The 26,984-nt window shown below is 72.0% G+C and carries 24 protein-coding genes; 15 read left to right on the top strand and 9 right to left on the bottom strand.

Going from position 1 to position 26,984, the window contains the following annotated elements:
* Window positions 1-20 precede the first annotated feature (20 nt).
* The 4 genes from AB0I91_RS01800 to glgB are packed head-to-tail and all read left to right on the top strand — an operon-like array spanning window position 21 to window position 6,785.
* Complete coding sequence (locus AB0I91_RS01800) at window positions 21-1,988, top strand: maltotransferase domain-containing protein (RefSeq protein WP_499634707.1); 1,968 nt, start codon at window positions 21-23, stop codon at window positions 1,986-1,988.
* Window positions 1,988-3,712 carry a maltose alpha-D-glucosyltransferase gene (gene treS, locus AB0I91_RS01795; protein ID WP_499634704.1) on the top strand — a complete coding sequence of 575 codons (1,725 nt, stop codon included), beginning with the start codon at window positions 1,988-1,990 and terminating at the stop codon, window positions 3,710-3,712. Before AB0I91_RS01800 ends, treS begins: the two co-directional genes overlap by 1 nt.
* Window positions 3,709-5,019, top strand: coding sequence for a maltokinase N-terminal cap-like domain-containing protein (locus tag AB0I91_RS01790; RefSeq protein ID WP_498772018.1), 1,311 nt, complete (start codon window positions 3,709-3,711; stop codon window positions 5,017-5,019). Before treS ends, AB0I91_RS01790 begins: the two co-directional genes overlap by 4 nt.
* Window positions 5,016-6,785 carry a 1,4-alpha-glucan branching protein GlgB gene (gene glgB, locus AB0I91_RS01785; RefSeq protein WP_499634702.1) on the top strand — a complete coding sequence of 590 codons (1,770 nt, stop codon included), beginning with the start codon at window positions 5,016-5,018 and terminating at the stop codon, window positions 6,783-6,785. Before AB0I91_RS01790 ends, glgB begins: the two co-directional genes overlap by 4 nt.
* Before the next feature lie 58 nt (window positions 6,786-6,843).
* On the opposite strand, the gene AB0I91_RS01780 is transcribed toward glgB, so the two are convergent.
* The 6 genes from AB0I91_RS01780 to AB0I91_RS01755 form a co-directional block, all read right to left on the bottom strand.
* On the bottom strand, window positions 6,844-8,289 hold the full coding sequence (locus AB0I91_RS01780; RefSeq protein ID WP_498772022.1) for an MFS transporter: 1,446 nt from the start codon (window positions 8,287-8,289) through the stop codon (window positions 6,844-6,846).
* A gap of 680 nt (window positions 8,290-8,969) precedes the next feature.
* On the bottom strand, window positions 8,970-10,898 hold the full coding sequence (locus AB0I91_RS01775; RefSeq protein ID WP_499634700.1) for a HEAT repeat domain-containing protein: 1,929 nt from the start codon (window positions 10,896-10,898) through the stop codon (window positions 8,970-8,972).
* 128 nt (window positions 10,899-11,026) lie between these two features.
* Entirely contained in the window at window positions 11,027-11,926 is a 900-nt protein-coding gene (xynA, locus tag AB0I91_RS01770; protein WP_498772031.1) for an endo-1,4-beta-xylanase XynA, read from the bottom strand.
* Between the two features lie 254 nt (window positions 11,927-12,180).
* A complete protein-coding gene (locus AB0I91_RS01765; RefSeq protein WP_499634698.1) occupies window positions 12,181-14,274 on the bottom strand; it encodes a CotH kinase family protein in 2,094 nt (697 codons plus the stop codon).
* The gene (locus tag AB0I91_RS01760) at window positions 14,265-15,098 is read right to left on the bottom strand and encodes a polyphosphate polymerase domain-containing protein (RefSeq protein WP_498772035.1); all 834 of its coding nucleotides are present in this window, start codon (window positions 15,096-15,098) and stop codon (window positions 14,265-14,267) included. The genes AB0I91_RS01765 and AB0I91_RS01760 overlap by 10 nt, the downstream gene beginning before the upstream one ends.
* Window positions 15,095-15,697, bottom strand: coding sequence for a DUF4956 domain-containing protein (locus AB0I91_RS01755; RefSeq protein ID WP_498772037.1), 603 nt, complete (start codon window positions 15,695-15,697; stop codon window positions 15,095-15,097). The genes AB0I91_RS01760 and AB0I91_RS01755 overlap by 4 nt, the downstream gene beginning before the upstream one ends.
* Window positions 15,698-16,095: 398 nt before the next feature.
* Between AB0I91_RS01755 and AB0I91_RS01750 the strand changes: the two genes are divergently transcribed.
* Window positions 16,096-16,221, top strand: a complete 126-nt coding sequence (locus AB0I91_RS01750) for a hypothetical protein (protein WP_499634696.1) — start codon at window positions 16,096-16,098, stop codon at window positions 16,219-16,221.
* A gap of 20 nt (window positions 16,222-16,241) precedes the next feature.
* Window positions 16,242-16,508, top strand: a complete 267-nt coding sequence (locus AB0I91_RS01745; protein WP_499634693.1) for a hypothetical protein — start codon at window positions 16,242-16,244, stop codon at window positions 16,506-16,508.
* A 109-nt stretch (window positions 16,509-16,617) separates the two neighbouring features.
* On the opposite strand, the gene AB0I91_RS01740 is transcribed toward AB0I91_RS01745, so the two are convergent.
* Window positions 16,618-16,980, bottom strand: coding sequence for a PLD nuclease N-terminal domain-containing protein (locus AB0I91_RS01740; protein ID WP_499611720.1), 363 nt, complete (start codon window positions 16,978-16,980; stop codon window positions 16,618-16,620).
* A 77-nt stretch (window positions 16,981-17,057) separates the two neighbouring features.
* Window positions 17,058-17,624, bottom strand: coding sequence for a TetR/AcrR family transcriptional regulator (locus AB0I91_RS01735; protein WP_498772043.1), 567 nt, complete (start codon window positions 17,622-17,624; stop codon window positions 17,058-17,060).
* Between the two features lie 81 nt (window positions 17,625-17,705).
* Here AB0I91_RS01735 and AB0I91_RS01730 point away from each other — a divergent pair, with 81 nt between their 5' ends.
* From AB0I91_RS01730 to AB0I91_RS01700, 7 genes are all read left to right on the top strand, one after another.
* On the top strand, window positions 17,706-18,200 hold the full coding sequence (locus AB0I91_RS01730) for an FBP domain-containing protein (RefSeq protein ID WP_499634690.1): 495 nt from the start codon (window positions 17,706-17,708) through the stop codon (window positions 18,198-18,200).
* Window positions 18,201-18,388: 188 nt separating this feature from the next.
* The gene (locus AB0I91_RS01725) at window positions 18,389-19,840 is read left to right on the top strand and encodes a DHA2 family efflux MFS transporter permease subunit (protein ID WP_498772047.1); all 1,452 of its coding nucleotides are present in this window, start codon (window positions 18,389-18,391) and stop codon (window positions 19,838-19,840) included.
* A 215-nt stretch (window positions 19,841-20,055) separates the two neighbouring features.
* Window positions 20,056-21,627 carry a right-handed parallel beta-helix repeat-containing protein gene (locus AB0I91_RS01720; RefSeq protein WP_499634687.1) on the top strand — a complete coding sequence of 524 codons (1,572 nt, stop codon included), beginning with the start codon at window positions 20,056-20,058 and terminating at the stop codon, window positions 21,625-21,627.
* A gap of 154 nt (window positions 21,628-21,781) precedes the next feature.
* Window positions 21,782-22,174, top strand: a complete 393-nt coding sequence (locus AB0I91_RS01715; protein WP_498772051.1) for a GntR family transcriptional regulator — start codon at window positions 21,782-21,784, stop codon at window positions 22,172-22,174.
* A complete protein-coding gene (locus AB0I91_RS01710) occupies window positions 22,171-23,052 on the top strand; it encodes an ABC transporter ATP-binding protein (RefSeq protein WP_499634684.1) in 882 nt (293 codons plus the stop codon). The genes AB0I91_RS01715 and AB0I91_RS01710 overlap by 4 nt, the downstream gene beginning before the upstream one ends.
* A complete protein-coding gene (locus AB0I91_RS01705) occupies window positions 23,049-24,041 on the top strand; it encodes an ABC-2 membrane transporter-related protein (protein WP_498772055.1) in 993 nt (330 codons plus the stop codon). The genes AB0I91_RS01710 and AB0I91_RS01705 overlap by 4 nt, the downstream gene beginning before the upstream one ends.
* A 22-nt stretch (window positions 24,042-24,063) precedes the next feature.
* Complete coding sequence (locus AB0I91_RS01700) at window positions 24,064-25,203, top strand: alpha/beta hydrolase family protein (RefSeq protein WP_499634680.1); 1,140 nt, start codon at window positions 24,064-24,066, stop codon at window positions 25,201-25,203.
* On the opposite strand, the gene AB0I91_RS01695 is transcribed toward AB0I91_RS01700, so the two are convergent.
* Window positions 25,167-25,844 carry a GntR family transcriptional regulator gene (locus tag AB0I91_RS01695; protein ID WP_498772059.1) on the bottom strand — a complete coding sequence of 226 codons (678 nt, stop codon included), beginning with the start codon at window positions 25,842-25,844 and terminating at the stop codon, window positions 25,167-25,169. The genes AB0I91_RS01700 and AB0I91_RS01695 overlap by 37 nt on opposite strands.
* A gap of 46 nt (window positions 25,845-25,890) precedes the next feature.
* Between AB0I91_RS01695 and AB0I91_RS01690 the strand changes: the two genes are divergently transcribed.
* Entirely contained in the window at window positions 25,891-26,307 is a 417-nt protein-coding gene (locus AB0I91_RS01690; protein ID WP_498772062.1) for a VOC family protein, read from the top strand.
* The gene (locus AB0I91_RS01685; protein WP_499611741.1) at window positions 26,304-26,981 is read left to right on the top strand and encodes an SDR family NAD(P)-dependent oxidoreductase; all 678 of its coding nucleotides are present in this window, start codon (window positions 26,304-26,306) and stop codon (window positions 26,979-26,981) included. The genes AB0I91_RS01690 and AB0I91_RS01685 overlap by 4 nt, the downstream gene beginning before the upstream one ends.
* Window positions 26,982-26,984 lie beyond the last annotated feature (3 nt).

The raw sequence follows: 26,984 nt of genomic DNA, 5'->3' as shown, positions 1-26,984 counted from the left end.
AAATCCGAGAGGTGGACCTGATGAAGGATGACGCGACGGTGGGGAGACTCGTCGTTGACGACGTCTACCCGGCGGTGTCGTCGGGTGCGCGGCCGGCCAAGGCCGTGGTCGGGCAGCACGTGCCGGTGCGGGCCGCGGTGTGGCGCGAGGGCCACGACGCGGTCGCCGCGACGGTGCGCTGGCGCGGCCCGGACGGCGCCTGGCAGAGCACCCGGATGCGGGTGGACGACGCGGGCGCGGACCGCTGGGCCGCGGTGATCGTGCCGGACGCCGTGGGGGAGTGGGAGTTCCGGGTCGACGCGTGGTCGGACCCGTGGTCGACCTGGCTGCACGCGATCCGCGCCAAGACCGGCGCCGGGCAGGGCGCGACCGACCTGGCCAACGACCTGGAGCTCGGCGCACGGCTGCTGGAGCGCGCGGCGCTCGACGAGGACGCGAACGGCGTGCTGCTGCGCTCCGCCGCGGCCCGGCTGCGCTCCGGCGCGCTGCCGCTGGCGGACCGGTTGGCCGCCGCGCTCGACGAGGCCGTGCTCGCCGAGCTGCACGAGCACCCGGTGCGCGACCTGGTCACCGAGGGCGTGCCGCACCGGCTGTGGGTGGACCGGCCGAAGGCCGCGTTCGGCTCCTGGTACGAGTTCTTCCCCCGCTCCACCGGCGGCGTGGACGCGCAGGGACGGCCGGTGCACGGCACGTTCCGCACCGCGGCCGAGGAGCTGGACCGGGTCGCCGCGATGGGCTTCGACGTGGTGTACCTGCCCCCGATCCACCCGATCGGCGAGGTCAACCGCAAGGGCAAGGACAACGCGCTCGTCGCGCTGGAGGGCGACGTCGGCTCGCCGTGGGCGATCGGCTCCGTCCACGGTGGACATGACGCCATCCACCCGGAGCTGGGCACGTTCGCCGACTTCGACGCGTTCGTGGCGCGGGCCGCCGAACTGGGCATCGAGGTGGCGCTCGACCTGGCGCTGCAGTGCGCGCCGGACCACCCGTGGGTCGGGCAGCACCCCGACTGGTTCACCCGCCTGCCCGACGGCAGCGTGGCGTTCGCGGAGAACCCGCCCAAGAAGTACCAGGACATCTACCCGCTGAACTTCGACGACGACCCCAAGGGCCTGTACGCGGAGGTCCTGCGCGTGGTCCACCTCTGGATCGACCACGGGGTGCGGATCTTCCGGGTCGACAACCCGCACACCAAGCCGCCGGACTTCTGGGCGTGGCTGATCGAGGAGGTGCACCGGGACCGGCCGGACGTGCTGTTCCTGGCCGAGGCGTTCACCCGGCCCGCGCGCCTGTACGGCCTGGCCCGCCTCGGTTTCACGCAGTCCTACACGTACTTCACCTGGCGCGAGGACAAGGTGGAGCTGGAGGGCTTCGGCAAGGAGCTGGCCGCGCACGCGCACGAGGCCAGGCCGAACCTGTTCGTGAACACGCCCGACATCCTGCCCAGGCACCTGCAGGAGGGCGGACCGGCGATGTTCGCCATCCGCGCCGCCCTGGCCGCGCTGCTCTCGCCGACGTGGGGCGTGTACTCCGGTTTCGAGCTCTACGAGAACGAGGCGGCCACGCCCGGCGGCGAGGAGTACCGGCACTCCGAGAAGTACGAGCTGCGCCCGCGCGACTACGCCGCCGCACGGGCCAGTGGCGCGTCCCTGGAGCCGTGGCTGACGCTGCTCAACCGCGTCCGCCGCGCGCACCCCGCGCTGTGGTCGCTGGACGGCCTGGCATTCCACGCCGTCGACAACCCCGCGCTGCTGGCGTTCTCCAAGCGCGACCCCGCGACCGGCGACACCGTGCTGGCCGTGGTGACCCTCGACCCCGACCGACCGCAGGAGGGCACGTTGACCCCCGACCTCGCCGCCCTCGGCGTGCCGCCCGCGTTCACCGCGCACGACGAGGTGACCGGCCGGACGTGGGAGTGGGGCCCGAGCAACTACGTGCGCCTCGACCCCGCCCGCGCCGTCGCGCACATCGTGGCGGTGAGGGCCTGATGCCGCGCCGCCTGCTGCCCAGCGGCGAGGCGCCGCCCGCCGCCACGCCCATCGGGGTCGAGCCCGAGTGGTACAAGTCCGCGGTCTTCTACGAGGTGCTCGTCCGCGCGTTCCACGACGCCGACGGCAACGGCTCGGGCGACCTGCGCGGGCTGGCCGACCACCTGGACTACCTCGCGTGGCTCGGCGTGGACTGCCTGTGGCTGCCGCCGTTCTACGACTCGCCGCTGCGCGACGGCGGGTACGACATCCGCGACTTCCGCGCGCTGCTGGCGGAGTTCGGCACGATCGAGGACTTCGTGCGCCTGCTGGACGAGGCGCACAAGCGGGGCATCCGGGTCATCACCGACCTGGTGCTCAACCACACGTCCGACTCGCACCACTGGTTCCAGGAGTCGCGCCGCGACCCCGACGGGCCGTACGGCGACTTCTACGTTTGGAGCGACGACGACTCCAAGTACGCCGACGCGCGCATCATCTTCGTGGACACCGAGACGTCGAACTGGACCTACGACCCGGTGCGCGGCCAGTTCTACTGGCACCGGTTCTTCAGCCACCAGCCCGACCTCAACTACGACAACCCGGCCGTGCAGGAGGCGATGCTCGACGTCCTGCGGTTCTGGCTGGACCTCGGCATCGACGGGTTCCGGCTGGACGCGGTGCCGTACCTGTTCGAGCGCGAGGGCACCAACTGCGAGAACCTGCCCGAGACGCACGAGTTCCTGCGGTTGTGCCGCAAGGTCGTCGACGACGAGTACCCGGGGCGCGTGCTGCTGGCCGAGGCCAACCAGTGGCCGTCGGACGTCGTGCACTACTTCGGCGACCAGAGCGTCGGCGGCGACGAGTGCCACATGGCGTTCCACTTCCCGTTGATGCCGCGCATCTTCATGGCCGTGCGGCAGGAGTCGCGGGTGCCGATCTCCGAGGTCCTGGCGGCCACGCCGGAGATCCCGGCCGGCGCCCAGTGGGGCATCTTCCTGCGCAACCACGACGAGCTGACGCTGGAGATGGTCACGGACGAGGAACGTGACTACATGTACGCCGAGTACGCCAAGGACCCCCGGATGAAGGCCAACATCGGCATCCGGCGGCGCCTGGCACCGTTGCTGGACAACGACCGCAACCAGCTGGAGCTGTTCACCGCCATGCTGCTGTCGCTGCCCGGGTCGCCGGTGCTGTACTACGGCGACGAGATCGGGATGGGCGACAACATCTGGCTCGGCGACCGGGACGGCGTGCGCACGCCGATGCAGTGGACGCCCGACCGCAACGGCGGGTTCAGCGCCGGCGACCCGGGCCGGCTCTACCTGCCGGTCATCTCCGACCCGGTCTACGGCTACCAGAGCCTGAACGTGGAAGCGCAGATCGACAGCCCCGGCTCGCTGCTGCGCTGGACCAAGCGGATGATCGACGTCCGCCGCGGGCACCGCGCGTTCGGCCTCGGCGGGTTCCGCGAGCTGCCCTCGGGCAACGCCGCCGTGATGACCTACCTGCGCGAGCACGTCGCCGAGGACGGCCGCCTGGACATCGTGCTGTGCGTGAACAACCTGTCCCGCCACCCGCAGGCCGTCGAGCTGGACCTGCGGGAGTTCCAGGGGCACGAGCTGACCGAGCTGACCGGTGGCGTGGAGTTCCCGGTGATCGGCGCGGCCCCGTACCAGATCACCCTGCCCGGTCACGGTTTCTACTGGTTCGCCGTCCACCTGGAGGTGCCTTCGCGATGACCACCGCCATCACGGGTCTGCCCGGCTTGGCCGACTGGCTGCCGCGACAGCGGTGGTTCCCCGCCGAGGACGCGGGAGAGGTGACCGTCGAGCGGGTCGAGCCCTTCGCGGACGGGCCGGTGCGCGGGGTGATCGCCGTCGTCGGCACCGCGCACGGCCGCTTCCACGTGCCCGTCGGCATCCGCGCCGACCTGCCCGCGGGCCTGGCCGACGCGGTGATCGGAGCCGTCGACGGCGAGGTGCACTACGACGCGCTCGCCGACCCGGAGCTGGTGACGCGGCTGTACGAGCTGGTGGCCCAGGCCGGGACGACCGGCGCGGTGGCGTTCCGGCCCGAGCTGGGCGTGGACCTGCCGGAACGCGCGGGCGACGTGCGGCCGATGGGCGTGGAGCAGTCCAACACCTCGCTGGTGATCGGCCGGCACAGCGTGCTCAAGGCGTTCCGGCGGGTGTGGCCGGGGGAGAACCCCGACCTCACGCTGCACCGGGTGCTGCGCGACAGCCTGTACGTGCCGCGCCTGCTCGGCTCGATCACGTTGGACGGCACGGACACGCTGGGGCTGGTCGAGTCCTTCGTGGACGGCGCCGTCGAGGGGTGGGAGGCCGCGCGCGCCGACCTGGGGCACACGCTCACCGGCACGCCCCGCGAGCTGGACCTGGTCGGCGAGCTGGGACGGCTGGGCGTCGCCGTCGCCGCCGTGCACGCCGACCTGGGTCGCGCGCTCGGCGCCGCGCCCGCCGACCACGAGGCGCTGGCCGACCGGTTCCTGACCCGGCTGGCCGAGACGCTGGAGGTCGCGCCGACGTTGCGGCCCTACGCGGCGGCGTTGCGGGTGGCGTTGGGCGACCGCGTCCGCGCGGCGGAGCCCGGTGAGGTGCAGCGCGTGCACGGCGACCTGCACCTGGGCCAGGTGCTGCGCGGCAACGGCCGCTGGGTGCTGCTGGACTTCGAGGGCGAGCCGTCCGCGCCACCCGCCGAACGGGCCCGTCCCGACTCGCCGTTGCGCGACGTGGCCGGGATGTTGCGGTCGCTGGACTACGTGGCCGGGCACCACCGGCTCACCGCGACCTACTGGTCGGTGGAGGACGAGCGCCGCAGCCGGCACTGGGTGCGCGACGCCCAGCGCGCGTTCCTCGCCGGGTACGCCAGCGAGTCGGGCCTCGACCTGCGGGCCGCGTCCACCGTGCTGCGGGCCTATCAGCTGGACAAGGCGCTGTACGAGGTGCGGTACGAGGCGGCGAACCGGCCGGGCTGGCTGCCGGTGCCGTTGCGGGCCGTGCGCGAGCTGGTCGGCGGGTCGTCGTGACCGCCGTCGTCACGCCGGCGCTCGCCGACCTGGACCGCCACCTGATCGCCGAGGGGCGGCACGAGCGGCTGTGGGAGGTGCTGGGCGCGCACGTCGTGGACGACGGCGTGCGCTTCGCCCTCTGGGCGCCCGGCGCGCGTGCGGTGCGGGTGACCGGCGAGTGGGGCTCGTCGGAGCTGGCGTGCGACCCGCTGATCCCCGTCTGGCAGGCCGTGGTGCCGCGGGCGCGGGAGGGGCACCGCTACCGGTTCCGCATCCTGGGCGAGGACGGCGTGTGGCGGGACAAGGCCGACCCGCTGGCGTTCCGCACCGCGCCGCCGCCCGCGACCGAGTCGGTGGTGGCGCGGTCGCGGCACGTGTGGTCGGACGGCGGGTGGCGGCACCGGCCGGACCGGATCAGCGTGTACGAGGTGCACCTGGGGTCGTGGCGGGCCGGCCTGGGTTACCGGGAGGCGGCCGAACGGCTCGCCGACCACGTGGTCCGGCTCGGGTTCACGCACGTGGAGCTGCTGCCGTTGGCCGAGCACCCGTACGGCGGCTCGTGGGGCTACCAGGTGACGTCGTACTACGCGCCCACGGCGCGCCACGGCAGCCCGGACGACCTGCGGCACTTGGTGGACGTGCTGCACCGCCGCGGCATCGGGGTGATCCTGGACTGGGTGCCCGCCCACTTCCCCAAGGACGACTGGGCGTTGGGGCGCTTGACCGGCGTGCCGGTGTACGAGCACCCCGACCCGCGCCGGGGCGAGCACCCCGACTGGGGCACGTACGTGTTCGACTTCGGTCGGCCCGAGGTGCGCAACTTCCTGGTGGCCAACGCGTTGTACTGGCTCGAGGAGTTCCACGTGGACGGCCTGCGGGTGGACGCGGTGTCGTCGATGCTCTACCGCGACTACTCGCGCGGGCCGGGTGAGTGGGAGCCGAACGAGCTGGGTGGCAACGAGAACCTGGAGGCGGTGGCGTTCCTGCGGGAGCTGACCGCGACCGTGGGTCGGCTGCACCCGGACGCGCTGCTGATCGCCGAGGAGTCCACCACCTGGCCGGGTGTCACCTCGCCGTCCGGCCTGGGGTTCGACCGCAAGTGGAACCTCGGCTGGATGCACGACACGCTGCGGTACTTCCGCGACGGCGACTACGAGCGGCTGAAGCTGCCCGTGTCCTACGCCTGGGGCGAGCGCTACCTGCTGCCCCTGTCGCACGACGAGGTCGTGCACGGCAAGGGCTCGCTGATCGCCAAGACCGGTGGCGCGGCGGGGTTGCGGGTGCTGCTCGCGCACCTGTGGGCGCACCCCGGAGGCCAGGTGCTGTTCATGGGTGGTGAGCTGGGTCAGCCGCAGGAGTGGGCGGATCACCTCGAGCTGCCGTGGGACCTGCTGGACGATCCCGTGCACGCGGGCGTGGCGCGGCTGGTCGCGGCGCTGAACCGGGTGCAGGCGCTGCACCCCGCGCTGTACCGGGGTGACGACCGGCCGGACGGCTTCGAGTGGCTGGTCGACGACGACCCGGCACGCGCCGTGGTGGCGTTCGGGCGGCGTGCGCCCGGTGCGCCCGACGTGGTGTGCGTGGCGAACTTCGGCGTGGCCAGGGAGGGCTTCCGGCTGCCGTTGCCGTCGTCCGGGGTGTGGCGGGTGCTGCTGCACACCGAGGCCGTCGAGTTCGGCGGCGCCGGTGCGCCCGAGGCGGTCGTGGCCGTGCCGGAGGACGGGCGCGCGGTGGCGGAACTGGCGTTGCCCGCCCGTGCCGCGGTCTGGCTCACCCGCTTCTGAGCACGCGAGAAGGCTCGTAGGACCGGCATGTCCTACGAGCCTTTTCGCGTGCTCGGGGTCAGTTCGCCCGGCGGCGGTCGGCGAGCGCGGCGAACAGCCCGGCCGCGACGGCGAGCAGACCGCACAGCAGCAACGAGAACCGGTAGCCCGACAGCAGGGCCGCCGCCGGCGCTTCGGCCACGGACGCGCCCGCCGGCAGCTCACCGGCCGTGCGGCTGACCGCGATGGCGGCGAACAGCGCGACACCGAGCGCGGAACCGAGCTGCTGGGAGGTGTTGAACAGACCGCCGGCCAGCCCCTGCCGGTCGTCGGGCACGCCCGCCGTCGCGGAGATGATGATCATCACGACCGCGGTGATGTTGCCGAACCCGACCAGGGCCGTGCCGACGAGCACCGCGACCAGCCCCGCCGCGCCGGAGGGCAGCGCGGCCATCACCAGCGACCCGACCGCCTGCGCGGCGACGCCGAGGACCATCGCGGCCCGTGAGCCGATCTTCGCCGCGATCCGGCCCGCGGTGAACCCGGCGAGCATGGCGGTGAGGCCGAGCACGGAGAACGTCAACCCCGTGCGCAACGGCGTGTACCGCTCGATCACCTGGAGGTACAGCGTGACGATGTAGGTCGAGCCGACGAACGCCCCGATCAGCACCAGGTTCGTCACGTTGGCCACCACCAGGGCGCGCAGCCGGAAGATGCTCATCGGGACCAGCGGGTGCGGCGCCTTGTTCTCGATGAGCACGAACGCCACCAGCAGCACGGCGGACAGGCCGAACGCGGTCAACGTCGTCGCGCCGAGCCAGCCGTGGGTGTGCGCCACCGACAGCCCGTAGACGAGGCTGATCAACGCCACCGTGACCGTGACCGCGCCGGGCAGGTCGAGCTTCGTGCGGGTGGCGGGCCGGGCGACCTCGGTGAGGAACACGACCGCCGCGACGCCGGTGACGACGCCGATGGGCACGTTGATGAAGAACACCCACCGCCAGTTCAGCAGGTCGGTCAGCACACCGCCCGCGATGACACCGCACACGAACCCCAACGACAGCACCGCGCCCCACACGCCCAGCGCGCGGTTGCGGGCCGGGCCTTCGGGGAACGAGGTCGTCAACAACGCCAGGGCCGCCGGCGCCACGAACGCCGCCGCCAAGCCCTGGACGCCGCGCAACACGACCAGTTGCGCGGCGTCCTGCGCGAGCCCGGCGAACAGCGAGGCGAGGCCGAACACCAACAACCCGACGATGAACAGCCGCCGCTGCCCGTGCAGGTCGGCGACCCGCCCGCCGAGCAACAGGCACCCGCCGAAGGTCAGGGCGTAGGCGCTGACCACCCACTGCAGGTCGTTGACGGAGAAGCCGAGGTCGGTCTGGATGGTCGGCAGCGCCACGTTGGTGATGGAGAAGTCGAGGACGATCATGAACTGCGCGGCGCACAACAACAGCAGGACGAGCCCACCGCGCGCCCCACCGCCGACCGGTCGCCCGGCCCGCGTTTCAGCTGTACTGGACAACGTCGAACTCCCTAGGACGAGGGGAAAAGCGGATTGCGCCTCCACTGTCCTCAAGGGAGGGGAACCGATCCAGGGCAAGGCCCTTTCGAGCGGGAAATGCGCGCGGCTATGGGTAGTTAACGTACTGGGGCGCAACGCGGTCGAGCTGACGTAAGGTGGCCGGCATGCAGACGCCCTGGACCGTGAAGGCCGTGCCGGCGGTCCTGCTCCTGCTCGCCACCGGGTTCGCGCTCGACGCCGTGACGATCGTCCACGAGTTCGCGGACGCGCAGGAGGTCTTCACGCTCGCGGGCACGAAGGACGAGTCCATGAGCGGCTCGCTCGCGGTGATGATCACCTGGATGATCGGTGCGTGCTCGCTCGTCGTGATGGTCGGGACCGCGGTCCTGCTCAGCTTCGCCGTGCTGGGTCTGCTGGAGGGGCGGCGGTCGGGCTGGGTGATGGCGCTCGTCGGTGTCGTGCCGCACGTGCTCTACACGGCGGCCTCGCTGTCGCGGGTGGGGTGGCGCGACCGTGCCGCCCTCGACCCGAACGACCTGAGCGCCTACTTCGACCCGGCCACGACGCCCGCGTTCGTCCGGTTCGCGGACGTGGCCGCGGTGCCGTTCGGGTTCGCGGGTGCGGTGGCCGCGCTCGTGCTGCTCCTGCTGCCCGCCACCCGGCAGTGGGTCGACCGGCGGTCAGCCGGACCGGAGGAGGTCGTCGGCGGCCTCGCGGACGGCCTCGTCCTCGGCGAAGGTGTGCCAGCCGCCGAAGTACGCGAGCCGGCGGGGGTTGTCGGCGACGGCCCGGGCGAGGGCGACGACCGGCGCGGTGGGTGAGCCGATGTCGGCCAGGTAGCGCAGCGCGGAGGCCTGGACGGGTTCGCACCGGCCGTCCGCCAGTGGTCGGGCCAGGTCGGTCAGGGCGGCCACCGCCTCGGTCGGGTCACCGGTCACGCGCCAGAGCGCGTGTGCCGCCTCGACGCGGGTCCAGTGGTCGTCGGAGCGGCTCAGCTCGCGCAACCGGTCGGTGAAGGGCGCGGCGAGCGGTCCGAGGTCCGCCACGAGGCGGACGGTCGTGTGGCGGACGTCCGGGCGTTCGGTGACGTGGCGGAGCAACGCCTCGGGGTCCAGGCCGGTGCGCCACAACGCCCAGGCGACCTCCGGGCGGTCGGCCTCGCCGCGCAGCGGGTCGGCGAACCCGGCCGCGGCCGGGCCGAGCGCGCCCAGCGCCTTCGCGGCCGCGGGCAGGACGTCCGGACGGCCGAGCAGCGGCACGAGCGCGGGTGCGGCCGCCTCGGCTGCCGCACCCCAGCCCTCGACCACCCCGCAGAGGTTCATCAGCAGCGCGGGGTCGGCGTCCGGATCGGACAGCCGCGCCACGACCGCGTCGACGAGCCGGACCGCGTGCTCGCGCAGCGGGACCAGCACTTCGTGGGCGGCGGGCAGGGTGACCAGGGGCAGGCCGCGCCGGAAGTACGCGCCGGCGGTGCCGAAGCCGAGGCGTGGGCCGGTCAGCCGCTCCACCAGGGTGGGCACGCAGCGCGGATCGCGTTGGCGGGCCAGGGCGAACACGGCCGCGTCGCCGACCGTGACCTGCCGGCGGGAGTCGTGCCACGTCGGGTCGGCCGCGAGGGCGGCCAAGCGGTCGGCGTGGTCGGTCGCCTCCGCGCCGACGCAGCCGAGCAGGAACGCGGAGCGGAAGCGCAGCTCGGCCTCGTCGTGGTCCAGCTGGGCGGCCAGGAACGGCACGATCGCGCCGGTGACGGTGCGCCACTCGCCGAGCACGCGCCCGGCCTCCTTCACGGCGGCGACGCGCTGCTCGGTGTCACCTCCGCGGTGGACGGCGAGGGCGTAGGCCGTCGCGGCGACCGGGTCCACCCGGAGCAGGTCGCCGGTGTTGGGCACGATGTCACCGATCCACGCGGAGCCCTGCCACAGCGCGGCGTCCGGGTGCACGACGGCACGCGCGAGCGCCTCCAAGTGCGGCACCGCGACGGCGGGCTCCGACTCGGCCAGCGCGTGCACGGCGGCCAACCGGACCTGGAGGTCGTCGTCGGTGAGCAGCCTGGTCAGCTCCGCCCGCAGCGGCGCGTCCGACTCCTCCCGGGCGCACACCACGCCGAACGCCTGCACGAGGTCCCAGCGGGTCACCCGGTCCGCCTCGACCTGCCACCGCCGCCGCAACGCGGCCACCGCGTCGGGGTGCCTGATGCCGTCGGCGACCAGGACCGTCGCCTCGCGCCGCACCAGCGGGTCGGGATCGGCCAGCAGGTCCAGCAACCGCGGCCGGGCCTCGTCCAGCGCGGACGACCACCCCGCGTCCAGGAACCGGGGGAGCACCTCGAACGCCTCCCGCGCCAACCGGCCGATCAGCTCGACCACCTCGGGCCGGTGGTGCGTGGCGGCACGGCCGGCCAACCGGGTCAGGAACGGCAGCGCCGCGGTCGCGGCCGAGCAGATCCAGCCACCCTGGTGGTAGAGGTTGTCGTAGAGCCGGGCGAGCGCACGCCCCGCGGTGCCCGCGTCGGGGTCCGCGCAACCGCGCAGCAGCTGCGGGACGTCCGCCGCGTCACCGTAGTTGTGCTCCAACTCCGCCCAACCGACCCGCTCCAGCTCCGCCCACACGAAGATCACTGTACGGCCGCCGCGAACACACCGGCCCCGGGCGGGATCCGCCGTCACCGGCGACCAACGTCACCGGCGACCGGCGGCACGGCGGTCGGGGACCGTCGTGCCGCCGGTCGCCGCCGGGATCAGCCGGCCGCGCAGGAGACGGACGGCCAGGTCCAGTTGCCGTTCGCCTGTATGGTCACGCCCCAGTTGTTGCCGCTGCCGTTGGGCCTCGCGGTCAGCGTCTGGGCGTTCGGGTAGCTCGCGCTGATGTTCCACGTCGCCAGGACCTTCGCGGGCGACGGGACGTTCATCGTCACGGTCCAGTTGGTCGAGCCGCTGACCGAGACGTTGAGGTTGTAGCGGTCGCTCCACTTGTCACCCGCGGACAGGGTGGCGGTGCAGCCGCCGGTGCCCGGGTTGCCCGTGCCGGGGTTGCCGCCGGACACGCCGTCGACCGTGATGTTGGAGTTGCCGCTGCTCTGGTAGCCCTCGGTCGCCATGATCATGTAGTAGTGGCTGCCGAGGTTCATCCCGTTGCGCGCCCACGCGTCGAAGTGGTTGCCGGACGTGATGCTGCCACCGGTCTTCTTCGACTGCCGGACGCTCCAGTACTGGTCGAAGGTCCGGGTGCCGTCGATGGACGGCGCATTCGTCCGCGTCGTCTTGTAGATGTCGTAGGTGCCACCATCGGTGGTGACCGTGCCCTTGTACTGGCCGGTGGGCCGGTACGTGCCCCAGTTGTCGACGATGTAGTACTCGACGAGCGGGTTCCGGGTCCAACCGTAAAGGGTCAGGTAGGCGTTCCCGGACGGGTTGAAGCTGCCCGAGTAGTTGACCGTCCGGCGCCCGCCGGTGGCCCAGCCCTTGCCCGCCACGAAGTTGCCGGTGTTGCGCCACGACGTGCTGTAGTTGCCGCCGGACCCCAGCTCCATCGAGACGGTGCCCTGGCTGTCGGTCCAGAACGAGTAGAAGTAGCCGTTGTTGGTGCCCTCTTGGTTGGTGGTCACCGCCGCCTGGGCGTTCGACGTCACAATTGCCATGAGCAGGAAAGTGATCGCCGTCAGCGGGAGCAACCTCCCGCCTCTGATCTTGACGGACATCGGGGGAATTCCTTTCAGCAGCATTGCTGATCGACGTCGAATAGCATCGAGTCGGCCTCGGGCGCGGTCAACAGTTTGCGAAACTTTCCGGTCGGGTACGCCGAACGGATTCACGTGATCAGGCCGAAAAGGCATTCGCACGACCGAGTGCCCGGCGTCGGGGTGGCGCCGGGCACGGTCCTCGGGGGAACGGGTCAGCTACCGGTGCACGTGAGCACCGGCGTGCCGGGCGACCCGGTGGACGTGCCGAGGAACCCGAACGAAGTGCTGGCCCCAGCGCCGACCGAGCCGTTGTGCGCCGCGTTGCGGGCGGTGACGGTCGATCCCTGGCTGGTCACGGTGGCGTTCCACGACTGGCTGACCGTCTCACCGCCGGTGTAGGTCCACGACACGGTCCAGTTGCTGATCGCCGACGTGCCCGCGGTGACGCGGACCTCGCCCTGGAACCCGCCCTGCCACTGGTTGACCACCGCATACGTCGCCGAGCACCGCGCACCGCCGGGTTGCGTGGTCGTGGTGGTCGTCGACGTGGTCGTGGTCGTGGTGGTGGAGGTCGTCGTGGACGTCGGGGTGGTCGAACCGCCCCAGCCCGACGTGGAGTCCAGCCACTGGATGCGGCGCTGCATCCAGTCCCGCATCGCCTGCACCTGACCCTGCCACGTGGGCGCGGTCGGGGTGCGGAAGAAGCCGACGGTCGGCGAGCTGAGGTTCGGCCAGCGCTGGAAGTTGCGCTGCGCGCCGTTGGTCAGCGGCCGGGCGAGGGCGTCGACCCGGGTCGCGAGCGAGGAGTCGGAGAGCAGGCCGCGCCGCAGCGACTGCCAGCGCGACTTGACCTGGTTCACGAACGCCGGGTCGCGCAACAGCTGCGTGTGCCAGTCGTTGGCGATCGGTTGCCGGGTCTGCAGGTGCTGCCAGCCGGAGACCTGGTCGTTCTGGAAGAACCCGCCGACGCCGAACGTGAGGTCGAAGTCCCACAGCGGCCCGGCGAAGATCTTGCTGTCCCGGTCCTTGTAGAAGTGGGCGCTGCGGAGGTAGGCGTCCATGCCGCGGCTGAGCTCGTTGATGATCATGTGGTCGATGAACGACGGCACGTCGATGTACTTCTGGTACCCGGTGGTCGGGTCCGCGAAGTTCGGCGCCCGGAGCAGGTCGTGGAACTGCTGGATGTGACCGCGCAGCCAGTCCCGCTGCTGCGTGTTCAGCGGGTCGGGGTCGGCGACCTCCAGGTAGTTCCAGCAGGTGTTCGTCGGCCCGGTGCAGGCCAGCGTCGGCTCCTCGGTCGCCATCCACTCGAACTTGAAGATGTACCCGCCCTGGATCGTGGGCAGCGTCGTGTCGTCCTCGTCCAGGCCCTTGAGGTCCAATCGGTTCTTCGAGTTCTTGATCGTCTCGACCAACATGTAGACGCCCATGTAGTCGCTCGCGCCGACGGGGGTGGTGTCGGTGTTGAGGTAGAACTCGACGAACTTGTACCGCGGGGCCTTGAGCCCCATCTCGCGACCGAGGTCGTAGACGAACGCCTCGCGGATCAGGGACTTGTCGGTGAACGGTCCGCGCAGCACCCAGTCGGAGTCGGCGGGCATGCCGAGCACCGGGTAGTCGGCGTCGTCACCCTCGTTGTCCCAGAACTCCAGCCGGTACGGCGTCTTCTCGAACGAGGCCGACGACTGCCCGCGCAGCTTGAACCCGCCGCGCGTGGCGACGGTCGGGGTCGCGGCCAACGACGTCGTGCCGCCCGCCTGCGGTTCGAAGATCATGGTGGCGCCGTCGAAGTACTCGCGCTGCGGCTTGCCCGCGCCGTAGGAGTCGATCGCGACCACGGGCAGGTCGTGCGCCGTGGCGGTGGCCTCGCGGGCGACGTACATCGCCGTGCCGGGACGCCCGGAGGCGGCGTTGTCGACGAACGCCTGCGCGCGCAGCTGCGTGGTCCGGGTGAGCTGCACCGCCGCGCCCTGGTAGAGCGTCGACTGCGCGTTGGGCAGCTGGCCGTTGGTGGTGTAGCGGATCTGGGCGCCGGCGATCGCGGTGCTCAGCGCGACCGACACCTGTCCCTGGAACGTGCCGCTGGGCACGGAGAACGTGATGTCGCCGACCAGGTCGTCGGCCGCCGCGGCGGCGGCGATGGCGTCGGCGGCGGCCGTGCCGCCGGTGGATCCGGTGGGGGAGCTCGGTTCTGCGCCTGCGGACAACGGGATGAGCAGACCGGTGAGGAGCACGGCGGCGACCGCCAGCCCCTTGGCCTTGTGGGTCGTCGCCGCGGCGCCGTTGCTGCGGAGGGTCAAACGCACGATGCCTCCTGTTCGGTTCGGTGGGACAGGGCGGTCGGCGCCGGGCCCAGCGACGACGTGGCGCCCCGGAAGTGGCGGCGCAGCGTGCGTCGCCACGGCGCGTCGGGCAGGTCGAGGCGGAGCGCGGCCAGGCCGGTGGCGTACTTGGAGATCCGGGCCGGCCGCACCCCTCGCTGCCACAGCATGCGGTCGACCGGCGAGGCGGCCGACGCGGTCTTGGTCTCGATCACGGCCCAGCCGGACAACCGCAGCGTGGCGTCGTCGTGCCGCCAGGACAGCGCGGTGTCGATGGTGACCCGGCTCGCGGACTCCGGCAGCAGCAACGTGGTGCGGTCGTAGTCCGTGACCAGGACCGGGTCGAGCGAGCCGTCGGCGTCGGGCGCGATCGACTCGCGGGCGAGCGCCTCGTCGACGAAGTCGCGTCCCGGGCGGACGGTGTCGCAGTCGTCCGGGTGGTAGGGCAGCCGGTGCTTGGTGATGCTGCCCCGCGCGCCGCTGATCTTGACCTCCAGCCAGCACTCGCCGGAGTCGACGTAGGTGCGGGTGCGCACCTTGAACCGGCGGCGCCTGCGGTAGGCCGCGGAGTGGTAGCTCTCCAGCCGCGGCGTGTCGAAGTAGACCGACTCGTAGCGGAACGTCCGCTCGCCGCCGATGTCGAGCACCCGCGCGTGCGGCGCGAGCTGCTCCAGCAGGTGCGGCAGGGCGTCGGACGGCACGACGTACTTGCGGTCGACCCTGGTCTGCAACGCGGCCCGCTCGATCAGCTCGGCCAGCCCCACCGGGGTCATCCGCGCGAGGGCGGGCATGGTGGTCGTCATGGTCATCGGCGCGCTCCCGAGGCTGCGGGCGCGGTGGGCGCCGTGGTCAGGGCGTGCGGGGTCAGCGCGTAGCGGACGTCGACGATCGTGGTCTCGTTCACCAGGTCCAGCCGCTGCACGGTGACGGCGTGCACCCTGGCGTTGAGCAGCTGCTCCAGGTGCGCGACGAGCGTGACGTGGTCGGTGATGGCCGAGTCCAGGACCAGGATCTGGTGCCGGTAGTGGCGGAACAGCTTCCGGTTGTCGCCCAGGAACATCACCACGACGATGAGCCCCATGAGGCCGCCGTTGAGCCACAACGAGCTCGTGCTCAACGCGCCGAGCAGGCCGAGGGCGAGGGCGGAGAAGTAGTACGCCACCTCGTGCTGGTCGAGCTCCGTCGAGCGCAGGCGGATGATCGACAGCACGCCGAACAGCGCCATGCCGAGCCCGATGCCCGCACCGGTGTTGGTGGTGCTCAGCGCGCTCGCGACGGCGAGGACGCCGATGTTGACCCCCAGGTAGGCGACGACGAGGTCGCGTCGGCGGTGCCGCGGGAAGTAGAGCCCGAAGACGAGCAGCACCACCGCACAGATGTCGATCGCGAACAGGACGAGCTGTGACATCTCGTTCGTTCCTCCTACAGCCGCGTGCCGAGATCGGCTGGGCACCGCCCGCTTCTTGGCGGGGGTCTGCAGGACGGTCGCCGAAACTTTCGAATATTCAGGTAAACTTTCGGGAACTCGTTCGAAACGATAGGGGCCACCCTGGTGTCGCGTCAATGAACTGCCGGTGTACTGGCGCGTATCAAAAGGTGGATACTTCGCTGGTAGGCGCCATTCGGACGCTGTGGTGGCCGCCTTTTGGTGGGCCCGCCGAGCGGTACGCGCGGTAATCGACCCATGTCAAGTGGTGTCGAAAGTTTCGGATCAAGTGGAGCCAACTTGCCCGAGCTAGATCACGCCACGAGCGCCGGTCTTCCGAAGGGCGACGACCGGGACGGTTCGAACCGGCGAAGGTCCTCGTGGTCGACCCGGGTCGTCGTGCGGGCCGGATCGCCCTCGCCGACTGGCAGGTGCGTGCCGGTCGGTGGCGGAAGGCGGAGCCGGCGGGCCACGAGTTGAGCGGCAAGGACTTCTGGCCGCGCTGAGCACGAGCATCGCCGACCTGGTGCCCGCACCCGAGGGCGACCTGGCCGACGGGGTCCGGCTCCAGTTGCCCGAGGAGGGCTCCAGCGTCGTCGGCAGGCGCGGCGGCCTGGACTACTACGTCGACCGCTCCCTGGTGCGGAGCCCGTCGGTGCGGGGCCGCCGACACCGTTCGGCGGCCTGCCGGCGTCGCGCCACACCGGTTCCGGCCCGCACGACGAGGAGCGCCGAGCGATCCGAGGGTTGCATCCGTCCTTCCGTGACGTCCTGGCACGCGGCGGACTCGTGAAGGTCGCCGGCGCGCACAACGCGCTCGGCGCGGAGTCCTGGCGGGAGCCGGCGCCCTGACACCCGGTCCGTCCACGTGCGACGGACCGGCGGCGGCGCGGCGCGGCGGGCTAGTGCGACTCGTCCTCGGACCTGCGCGCCTTGCGGCGCTGCTCCTCGGCCCGTTCGCGGCAGCGGCGGAGGAACTCGGCGTCGGACTCGGAGTCGGCGGCGGCGAAGCGGCCCGGGCGGTCGTACTCGGGGAACGCGGGCGCGGTGCGCTCGTAGGCGCGCGGCCTGCCGGCGGGACGGACCGGGCGGCCCGCCACGAGCCAGCTGATCGAGCCCACCAGCGGGAAGAACAGCACGATCAGCAGCCAGCCCGCCTTGGGCAGGTTCCGGGCGTCGCCGTCGTCGGTGGTGATGACGTCGACCAGGCAGAACAACCACAGGCCCAGCGTGAGCACGCCGAAGAGGCCCCCGAAGTACAGCACGGTCCCAACCCCCAAGAAAGTCGTCGGCGCACGGTAGCGCAGGGGTCCGACAAAGACGGGGGAGTTCGGACGGCGCGTCAGGACGGCCAGTTCCCGAGGACGGCGTGGAGCGCGTCGAGCGCCTTCGCCCACGACGCCTCGGTGTCGCGCGGGTGGTGGCTGAAGCCGCCCGTCGCTTCGAGAGCCGTGTAGCCGTGCAGCGTGCTGTGCAGCAGGCGCACGGCGTCGGTCTCGTCCGGCTCGGGCAGGTGGTAGCCGCGCAGGATGGCGCGGGTCAGCTCCGAGTGCCGGTCGGCCCGGCTCGTGGCCGCGATCTCCGGGGTCAGGTCGACCCGCAGGGCGGCGTACCGGCCGGGGTGCTCCCTCGCGTAGTCGCGGTAGGCGTTGGCGAAGGCGACCAGGGCGTCCTTGCCCGCGCGCCCGGCCAGGGCGGAGGCGGCGCGGTCGGCGAGCTCCGCCAGCGCCAGCACCGCCACCCGCTCCCGCAGGTCCTGGGCGTTCCTGAGGTGGGAGTAGAGGCTCGCGTCCTTGACGCCGAACCGGCGGGCGAGCGCCGACACGGTCAGGTTGTCGAACCCGACCTCGTCCGCCAGCTCCGCCGCCGCTCGGACCAGGCGTTCGACGGTCAGCCCCACGCGTGCCATGTCGCCCTCCCGCAACCTAGGAGTCCTAGGCTAGCACTTATACGTTTGTCCCTGGTGACTAGCTGACGTAGCTTGGGGTGCATGGAACCCGTAACCGAGCGCGAGATCCGCGCGTCGTTCGTCAACTGCACCAAGGGCGAGGCGAAGCGCCTGTCCGTGCCGGGTGACCTGTCCGAGCGGCCGTGGGACGACCTGGACTTCCTCGGCTGGCGCGATCCCGCGTCACCGCAACGCGCCTACCTGGTCGCCACGTCCGGTGAGGCCGTGGTCGGCGTGGCGCTGCGCCTGGCGTCGCCGCACGCCGGTCAGCCGCGGCGCACCATGTGCTCGCTGTGCCTGACCACGCACCAAGGTGGCGGCGTCTCCTTGATGACGGCGCGCAAGGCGGGACGCGAGGGCCAGCAGGGCAATTCCGTCGGCGTCTACCTCTGCGCCGACCTGGCCTGCTCGCTCTACCTGCGCGGCAAGAAGGACGCCGGCCCCGGCTCGCGGCTGCACGAGTCGCTCACCCTGGCGGAACTGGTCGACCGGACCACCGTCAAGCTCCACGCCTTCCTCACGCGGGTGACCGGCTGAACAGGGTCGGTCGCGCAGCGCCGCGGCGGCGTCGCGGTTGGACACCCGGTCCGGGCCGGCACGCCGGTCCGTCGGCGTTCGCCCACGGAAAAGCGAGTTGTCGTCGGCATCTTCGGAGGTAGGGTTGGTGTGTTCGGGGCGCCGTTGCCTCTTTGTCGCGCCCGTCTTTTCCTCTGGGGGATCCACGCATGACTTCCGCAGGTGTGTCCGACGCCGTGACGTCGCCGCCCGCGCTCACCCGCGCCGACCGCGCCGTGATCGGCGTGCTGCTCGTGGCCACGTTCGTGGTCATCCTGAACGAGACCATCATGGGCGTCGCACTGCCCGTGCTGCTCACCGAACTCAACGTGACCGCCGCCGTGGGCCAGTGGCTCACCGCCGGCTTCCTGCTGACCATGTCGGTGGTCATCCCGATCACCGGCTACCTCATCCAACGCGTGACCACGCGCGTGCTCTACGGCGTGGCGATGGGCCTGTTCAGCGCGGGCACGTTGCTCGCCGCGCTGGCTCCCGGCTTCGAGGTGCTCCTCGCGGCACGCGTCGTGCAGGCCTGCGGCACGGCGATCATGCTGCCGCTGCTCATGACGACCGTCATGACGCTCGTGCCGCCGGCCCGCCGCGGCGCGGTGATGGGCAACATCTCCATCGTCATCTCCGTCGCGCCCGCCATCGGGCCGACGGTGTCCGGCGTGGTGCTGGACATGTTCAGCTGGCGCGCCATGTTCTGGGTCGTGCTGCCGATCTCGGTGACCACGCTGGTGCTCGGCCTGCGCTGGGTCACGCGCATCGGCGAGTCGAGCAGCGCGCCGCTCGACGTGCTGTCGGTCGTGCTGTCGGTGTTCGGGTTCGGCGGGCTGGTCTACGGCCTGTCGAGCATCGGGCACAGCGGCGGCGGGTCGTCCGCCACGCTGTGGGTGTCGCTCGCGGTCGGCGTGGTGGGCATCACCGCGTTCGTGCTGCGGCAGGTCCAGTTGCAACGGCACGAACGGGCCCTGCTGGACCTGCGCACGTTCGGCTTCCGCACGTTCACCCTGGCCAGTGCGCTGATGATGGTGATGATGGGCCTGCTGCTGGGCGTCGTCACGATCCTGCCGATCTACACCCAGAACGTGCTGGCGCTCGACCCGCTCGCCACCGGCCTGCTCCTGCTGCCGGGCGGTCTGCTGATGGGGCTGCTGTCGCCGTTCGTCGGCCGGCTCTACGACCGGGTGGGGCCGCGCGTCCTGCTCATCGTCGGCACGGTCGCCACCAGCGGCTCGCTGTGGTTCGCCACCACGTTCGACGAGGGCACGCCGACGCCGCTCGTGCTGGTGTTCCACCTCGTGCTGAGCCTGGGCCTGGCGTTCTCGTTCACGCCGCTGTTCTCCTCCGGCCTCGGCGCCCTGCCCGCGCGGCTCTACTCGCACGGCAGCGCGATCTTCAGCACGACCCAGCAGCTCGCCGCCGCGGCGGGCGTGGCGTTGCTGGTCAGCGTGATGAGCGCGCGGGCCGCCGAGCTGGCCACGGCCGGTGAGGCGAAGGTCGGCGCGGAGATGGGCGGCATGCACGCCGCGATCCTGCTGGCGGCGATCCTGTCGCTGGTCGCGGTCGCCGGTTCGTTCATGATCAAGGCCGGCAAGGCCGAGGACGCCCCGCACTAGCGAACGGCGGGCGCGGGGGCGGCATTCGCCCCCGCGCCCGACCTTCGTCGCGGTTGTCGCAATTGTTCATAATTGTGAAACCGCAGTTTGCCTCCCTCGGCGCATTGCGTGCTTCCAAAGATGTGCGTTAGCGTGCCCGGGCCGCTACCGGAACGGGTTTGCGCTGTTCAGAAGCGTGAACCGACCCCGCTTCGCGTCACATCGAGGGAGAAACAATGTCGTTGAAACCCTTTGTCGTCGCCACCGCGGTGGTCGCGGCCCTCGTATTACCGGGCACCGCGGCGAGTGCGGCGACCACGCACCACGAGGCCGAATCCGCGCCCGCGGTGTGCACCGGCGCCATCGAGGCCAACTGGGGCGGCTACTCGGGTTCCGGGTTCTGCAACGCGGACAACGCCGTCGGCGCCCACGCGCAGTTCACCGTCAGCGCCCCGGCCGCCGGCGCCGCGACGGTCCTGGTCCGGTTCGCCAACGGCGGCACGACCGCCCGCACCGCGGACCTCGTGGTCAACGGCTCCACCGCGGGGTCGGTCTCGTTCGAGGCGACGGGCGCGTGGTCGACCTGGGCGTCGAAGACCCTCGCCGTCACGGTGCCGTCGGTGGCCGTCGCCATCCGGCTCAGCCCGACCACCTCCGCCGGCCTGCCGAACGTCGACTACCTGGACTTCACCCAGGACGGCACGCCGCCACCCGTCGACGCGCTCTACGTGGCGCCCGACGGCGACGACGGCAACCCCGGCACCCTGGCCGCACCCCTGCGCACCATCCAGCGCGGCGTCGACCTGGCCCAGCCCGGCTCCACGATCCACGTCCGCGGCGGCACGTACGCGCCGAGCACGAACATCCAGCTGCTCAAGGACGGCACCGCGAGCCGGCCGATCACCTTGCGCAACTACAACGGCGAGCACGTGGTCATCGACGGCGAGAACATGCCGCACACGCCGGGTGCCGTCGGGTCCAGCATCCCCCGCGCGGAACGCGGCGCCGTGCACATCGAGGGCGACCACTGGCGGCTGATCGGCCTGGAGATCGTCCACGGCCCGTACGGCGTGTTCGGCCTGGACGTGAACAACTCCGTCTTCGACCGGCTCGTCACGCGCGACAACTACGAGTCCGGGCTGCACCTCCAGGGCGCGTCGAGCAACAACCAGATCGTCAACCTGGACGCCTACGGCAACCGCGACCCGCGCAAGAACGGCGAGAGCGCCGACGGCCTGGCCATCAAGGAGGGCTCCGGCAGCGGGAACGTCGTGCGCGGCGCGCGGCTGTGGAACAACTCCGACGACGGCCTCGACTACTGGATGTTCTCCTCGCCGATCCTGCTGGAGAACAGCCTGGCCTGGGGCAACGGCTTCAACCGCTGGAACCTGCCCGGCTTCACCGGTGACGGCAACGGGTTCAAGCTCGGCGGCAACGGCGTCGCCGCCGACCACACCGTGCGCAACACGATGACGTGGGACAACGCGGCGGGTGGCTTCGTGGACAACAACAACCCCGGCTGGCACCGGATCGAGCGCAGCACGGCCTGGGACAACCCGAAGACCGGGTTCCAGTTCGACCGGTCGAGCAGCACGCTGACCAAGAACCTGGCGGCGGCCAACGGCACGAACGCCTCGCTCGGCTCGAACTCCGCCGGCACCGGCAACTCGTGGGACCTCGGCGGCTCGTGGTCGTTCGCGAGCACGAACCCGGGCACGATCACCGGTCCGCGCACCGCCGACGGCTCGATCCCGTCCTCCACCTTCCTGCGCCCGAGCAACGGCGCGGACGTGGGCGCGCGCTTCTGACCTCCGATCCGACGGGCGGGGCCGGGCACCATGCCCGGCCCCGCCCGTCGTTTGTCCACCCTGACCCGAGGACCGGCCCGTCGCGCCGTCGCCCGCTCGACGCGGCACCTCCTTATGCCTATAGTGCTAGGTAGCTAGATAAATGGAGGTAGTCGTGATCGAGTTCCACCTGGACGGCAAGTCGGGACTGTCGCCGTACCAGCAACTGGTCCGACAGGTGCGGCACGCGCTGCGGCTCGGCCTGCTGCGCGAAGGCGATCAGCTGCCCAAGGTGAAGGACGTGGTGGCGGACCTCGCGATCAACCCGAACACGGTGCTCAAGGCCTACCGCGAGCTCGAGCACGACGGCCTGGTCGCCGCCCGTCCCGGGGTGGGCACGTTCGTGACGGGCACGCTGTCCGGCACGTCGCCCGCCGCGCTCGCGCCGCTGCGCCAGGACCTGCGGCGCTGGCTCGCCAAGGCCCGCCGCGCCGGGCTGGACGAGGAGAGCATCGAGGCGTTGTTCCTCACCACGTTCCGCACCGGGGCCAAGGAGGACATAGCGTGAGCGTGCTGCGCGCCCGGGGGTTGGGCAAGAAGTACAAGCGGCGCTGGGCGTTGACCGGCTGCACGCTGGACGTGCCCGCCGGGCGCGTGACCGGGCTGGTCGGCCCGAACGGCGCGGGCAAGTCCACGTTGCTCGGCCTCGCCGCGGGCATGCTCGCACCGTCGAGCGGCACGATCGAGGTGTGCGGCGGCGTGCCGGGCAGCGGTCCGGCCCAGCTGGCGAAGGTCGGCTTCGTCGCGCAGAACACCCCGGTCTACCCGAACCTGACCGTGGAGGAGCACCTGCGCCTGGGCGCCCGCCTCAACCCCGGCTGGGACGACGAGCTGGCCCGCGGCCGGGTGGCGCGGCTCGGGCTCGACCCGGCGCTGGCCGCGGGCAAGCTGTCCGGCGGGCAACGCGCCCAGCTCGCGCTCACCCTCGGCATCGCGAAGCGGCCCGAACTGCTGCTGCTGGACGAACCGGTCGCCTCGCTGGACCCGTTGGCGCGGCGGGAGTTCCTGGGCGACCTCATGGCGGCCGTGGCCGAGCACGGGCTGAGCGTGGTGATGTCCTCGCACCTGGTCGCCGACCTGGAACGGGTCTGCGACCACCTCGTCGTGCTGGTGGACTCCCGGGTCCGGATCGCGGGCGACGTCGACGAGCTGCTCGCCACGCACCGCAGGCTGACCGGGCCGCGCCGGGACCTCGACACCCTGCCCGCGGACCAGCGGGTGGTCGCGGCGAGCCACACCGAGCGCCAGACCACCGCGCTGGTGCGCACCGAGGCGCCGATCCTCGACCCCGCGTGGGACGTCGGCGAACCCGGCCTGGAGGACCTGATCCTGGCCTACCTGATCGCGTCCGGCGTCGAACGCCCCGCTCTGGGGGTCGTCCGATGACGTGGTTGGCGTGGCGGCAGCTGCGCTTCCCGGTGATGTCGGTGTACGCGGTGCTCGCGCCGGCGGTGCTCGTGCTGGCGATCAGCCGCCCGGTGGGCGGCGACTTCGGCGACCTGGGGTTCGCCTACCTCGCCGGCACGCTGGCGGTGCAGCTGCTGCCGGCCGTCCTCGGCGTGTTCTGGGGCGTGCCGATGATCACCCGCGAGCTGGAGACCGGCACGCACAACCTGGTGTGGAACCAGAGCGTCACCCGCACCCGGTGGCTCGCGGTGAAGCTCGGCATCGGCGCGCCGGCCGCCATGGTCGCGGCGGGCGTGCTCAGCCTGGTCGTCGGCTGGTGGGCCGACCCGATCGACACGGCGGCCGACCTCGACGCCGAGCGGGGCTTCCAGGCGCGCGTCACGCCGCTGGTGTTCGCCGCACGGGGGATCGCGCCCATCGGCTACGCCGCGTTCGCGTTCGTGCTCGGTGTCGCGATCGCGATCCTGTTGCGCCGCACCGTGCCCGCGATGGCGGTGACCCTCGTGGTGTACGTCGCCGTGCAGCTGGCGGTCCCGTACGGCGTGCGCCCGCACGTGCTGCCGCCGGTCGAGGAGTCCGTCACGCTCACCGCGCGCAGCATCGAGGGCATCCAGGCGGACGAGGGCGTGAGCGGTGACGTGCCCGTGTCCGTGCGGGTGGCCGAACCGGCGGGCGCGTGGGTGCTGGCGAACGAGACCGTGGACGCGAACGGCGTCGTGACGCACCCGCTGCCCGCCGCGGTGGGCGACTGCCTGCCGCCCGCGTCGGCCGACCCGCCGACCCTGGCGGACCTCGACCGGATCCGCGCGTGCTTCGCGCGGCTGGACGGCCTCGGCTACCGGCAGCACCTCGCCTACCAGCCGGTGACCCGGTTCTGGCCCTTGCAGTGGGCCGAACTGGCGTTGTTCCTCGTGCTGTCGGCACTGCTGACGTGGTTCTGCTTCCGCCGGCTGCGCCACCTGTCCTGACCCCTCGTCGGAAGGAAGGCCCATGCGTGGCCTCACGTTCCTGATCGCCCTGACCCTCGTCCTGTCCGCCACGCCCGCGTCGGCGTCGGAGCCCGAGCCCGCCGACCCGACGCCGTACCTGCCCGCGCCGACCGGTCGGCACCCGGTGGGCACGACCTCGTTGCACCTGACGGACCCCTCGCGCCCCGATCCCTGGGTGCCGGCGGTGAACCGGGAGCTGATGGTCTCCCTCTTCTACCCGACGGCGTCCGCGCGCGGCCCGAAGAAGCAGTACATGACGCCGGCCGAGTCCCAGGCGGCGCTCGAAGAAGGCGGCATCACCACCGTGCCGCCCGACGCGTTGAGCCACGTGCGGACCAACGCGGTGGCGGACGCCCGACCGGTCGGGCGGCGGCACGGCCTGCCGCTGGTCGTGCTCTCACCGGGCTACAAGCGGTCCCGCGCCACGCTCACCACGTTGGCGGAGGACCTGGCGAGCCACGGCTACGTCGTCGCGGTGGTCGACCACACCTACGAGAACGTCGCCACCACGTTCCCCGACGGGCGGGTCGCGCCCTGCGCCTCCTGCGAGCTCTTCCACGACCACGAGTTCTGGTTGAAGCTGGGCGAGGGCCGCGCGGCGGACGTGTCGTTCGTGCTGGACCAGCTGACCGGGCCGCTGCGCCACCACCGGGGCGCGAACCTGGTCGACGCCTCGCGGATCGCCATGGGCGGCCACTCCGTGGGCGGGGCGAGCAGCCTCGTCGCCGCACGTGCCGACGCCCGCATCCGCGCCGCGATCGACGTGGACGGCGTGATCAGCACGCCGGTCCCGGCGCCGGGGATCTCGCAGCCGGTCATGCTCCTGGGGCGGGAGGACAACTACGCGCCCGGCCGGGACGGCGCCAAGAGCTGGCAGGACACCTGGCCGATGCTGACCGGGTGGAAGCGCTGGCTGGTGGTGGCGGGCATGTCGCACCCGTCGTTCACCGACATCGGCGTGGTGCTGCCGCAGTTGGGCATCGGTCCCGGCGGCGGCGTCCCGGGCGAGCGCGGCGCGGCGATCACCCGCGCCTACGTGCGGGCGTTCTTCGACCTGCACCTGCGCGGTGAGCCGCAGCCGCTGCTGGACCGGGCGTCGGCGAGCTACCCGGAGGTCTCGCTCGTCGAGCCGTCGAGCTGACCGACGAGCACCCGCTTCGCCGAGTGGACGTGCTCCTCGGCGAAGCGGGTGACCTCGTCGGCGTCGCCGGCGTCGAGCAGCCGCACGATCTCCCGGTGCTCGTCGACGACGACCGCGCGGTAGTCGTGGTGGCCGAGGCGGATGCGGGTGAGCTGGAACAGGTGCACCTGCGACCGCACCGCGCGCCACGCCTCGAGCAGGCGCCGGTTGTCGGCGGACCGGTAGATCGTGTCGTGGAACTCCATGTCCAGCGCGAGCAGCTCGTCGCTCGGCGCGCCCGCGGCCAGCCGCCGGGCCATGGCGTCGACCAGGTCGCCGAGCGCGTCCAGGTCGACCCGGCCGATCGCGCGGCGGCCGGCCAGCCCTTCCAGCGCGGCGCGGACCGAGTAGACCTCCTCGGCGTCCCGCGCGGTGAGGTCGATGACCCTGGTGCCGCGGTGCCAGGCGCTGCGCACGAGCCCTTCGCGCTCCAGCACGGCGAGGCCCTCGCGCACCGAGCCGCGGCTGACGTCCAGTGACTCGGCCAGCTCCACCTCGCGCACCGGCGAGCCGGGCGGGAAGAGGCCCGCGAAGATCGCCTCCCGGATCCGGTCGGCGGCCTCGTCCGCCAGGCCCCGCCGGTCGGCCTTGCGCAGCTGCATAATGTCGAATGTTGACATTGGCCCGGCCGTTGGTCAAGGTGGAGGCATGAGACCTGGGTTCCACCTCGCTGTTCCCGTCGACGACCTGGCCAGGGCCCGCGAGTTCTACGGCGGCGTGCTCGGGCTCGAAGAGGGGCGCTCGGCCGAGAAGTGGGTGGACTGGAACTTCTACGGCCACCAGTTCGTGACGCACGTCGTGCCCGGACCGCGCGGCGACTCCGGCCGCAACCCGGTCGACGGCCACGACGTGCCCGTGCCGCACTTCGGCCTGATCCTGCCCGTCGACGAGTTCCACGCGCTGGCCGAGCGGCTGCGCGCGGCGGGCACGGACTTCGTGATCGAGCCGTACCTGCGGTTCGCGGGCGAGCCGGGCGAGCAGTGGACGATGTTCTTCCGCGACCCGGCCGGCAACGCGCTGGAGTTCAAGGCCTTCAAGGACGAGTCGCAGGTGTTCGCCAAGTGAGCCGGGGCGTGCTGGTCACCGGTGGCAGCCGCGGCATCGGCGCGGCGATCGTCCAGGCGTTCCGGGACCTCGGTGACGAGGTCGTCGCGCTGTCCTCTTCGGACGTCGACCTGGCGGACCCGGAGGCGATCGAGCGGGTGGTCGACTCCGCCGCGGACACCCTCGGCGGCATCGACGTCCTGGTCAACAACGCGGGTCTGGTGGAGCTCGGTTCGGTGGGGCTCCCGTACGCGCAGTGGCAGGCGTTGTGGCGTCGCACGTTCGCGGTGAACGTGTTCGGCGCGGCCGACATGTCCTACTGCGTCGCCCGGCACATGATCGCGCGCGGCACCCGCGGGCGGATCGTCAACGTCGGATCGCGCGGCGCGTTCCGCGGTGAGCCGGCCATGCCCGCGTACGGCGCGAGCAAGGCGGCGCTGCACTCGATGGGGCAGTCCCTGGCGGTGGCCCTCGCGCCGCACGGCATCGCGGTGGCGTCGGTGGCGCCCGGGTTCGTCGGCACCGACCGGGTGGCCGACCTGGTGACCGACGAGGTGCTGGCGCAGAGCCCGTTCGGCCGGGTGGCGGAACCGGAGGAGGTGGCCGCCGCGGTGGTCTACCTCGCCTCGCCGGCGGCGGAGTGGGCCTCCGGCGCGGTGCTCGACCTCAACGGCGCTTCGTACTTGCGGACCTAGGAG

The sequence above is a fragment of the Actinosynnema sp. NPDC049800 genome (assembly GCF_040656635.1).
GTDB lineage: Bacteria > Actinomycetota > Actinomycetes > Mycobacteriales > Pseudonocardiaceae > Actinosynnema.
Note: the sequence above shows the minus strand (reverse complement) of the source record. Positions and strands in the feature narration are given on the sequence as shown.

Excerpts from the sequence above, each read along its gene's own strand:
- AB0I91_RS01800 (WP_499634707.1), top strand. The coding sequence starts at position 21 with ATGAAGGATGACGCGACGGTGGGGAGACTCGTCGTTGACGACGTCTAC.
- treS (WP_499634704.1), top strand. The coding sequence starts at position 1,988 with ATGCCGCGCCGCCTGCTGCCCAGCGGCGAGGCGCCGCCCGCCGCCACG.
- AB0I91_RS01790 (WP_498772018.1), top strand. The coding sequence starts at position 3,709 with ATGACCACCGCCATCACGGGTCTGCCCGGCTTGGCCGACTGGCTGCCG.
- xynA (WP_498772031.1), bottom strand. The coding sequence starts at position 11,926 with ATGGCAATTGTGACGTCGAACGCCCAGGCGGCGGTGACCACCAACCAA.
- AB0I91_RS01760 (WP_498772035.1), bottom strand. The coding sequence starts at position 15,098 with ATGACCATGACGACCACCATGCCCGCCCTCGCGCGGATGACCCCGGTG.
- AB0I91_RS01755 (WP_498772037.1), bottom strand. The coding sequence starts at position 15,697 with ATGTCACAGCTCGTCCTGTTCGCGATCGACATCTGTGCGGTGGTGCTG.
- AB0I91_RS01735 (WP_498772043.1), bottom strand. The coding sequence starts at position 17,624 with ATGGCACGCGTGGGGCTGACCGTCGAACGCCTGGTCCGAGCGGCGGCG.
- AB0I91_RS01730 (WP_499634690.1), top strand. The coding sequence starts at position 17,706 with ATGGAACCCGTAACCGAGCGCGAGATCCGCGCGTCGTTCGTCAACTGC.
- AB0I91_RS01725 (WP_498772047.1), top strand. The coding sequence starts at position 18,389 with ATGACTTCCGCAGGTGTGTCCGACGCCGTGACGTCGCCGCCCGCGCTC.
- AB0I91_RS01720 (WP_499634687.1), top strand. The coding sequence starts at position 20,056 with ATGTCGTTGAAACCCTTTGTCGTCGCCACCGCGGTGGTCGCGGCCCTC.
- AB0I91_RS01705 (WP_498772055.1), top strand. The coding sequence starts at position 23,049 with ATGACGTGGTTGGCGTGGCGGCAGCTGCGCTTCCCGGTGATGTCGGTG.
- AB0I91_RS01700 (WP_499634680.1), top strand. The coding sequence starts at position 24,064 with ATGCGTGGCCTCACGTTCCTGATCGCCCTGACCCTCGTCCTGTCCGCC.
- AB0I91_RS01695 (WP_498772059.1), bottom strand. The coding sequence starts at position 25,844 with ATGCAGCTGCGCAAGGCCGACCGGCGGGGCCTGGCGGACGAGGCCGCC.
- AB0I91_RS01690 (WP_498772062.1), top strand. The coding sequence starts at position 25,891 with ATGAGACCTGGGTTCCACCTCGCTGTTCCCGTCGACGACCTGGCCAGG.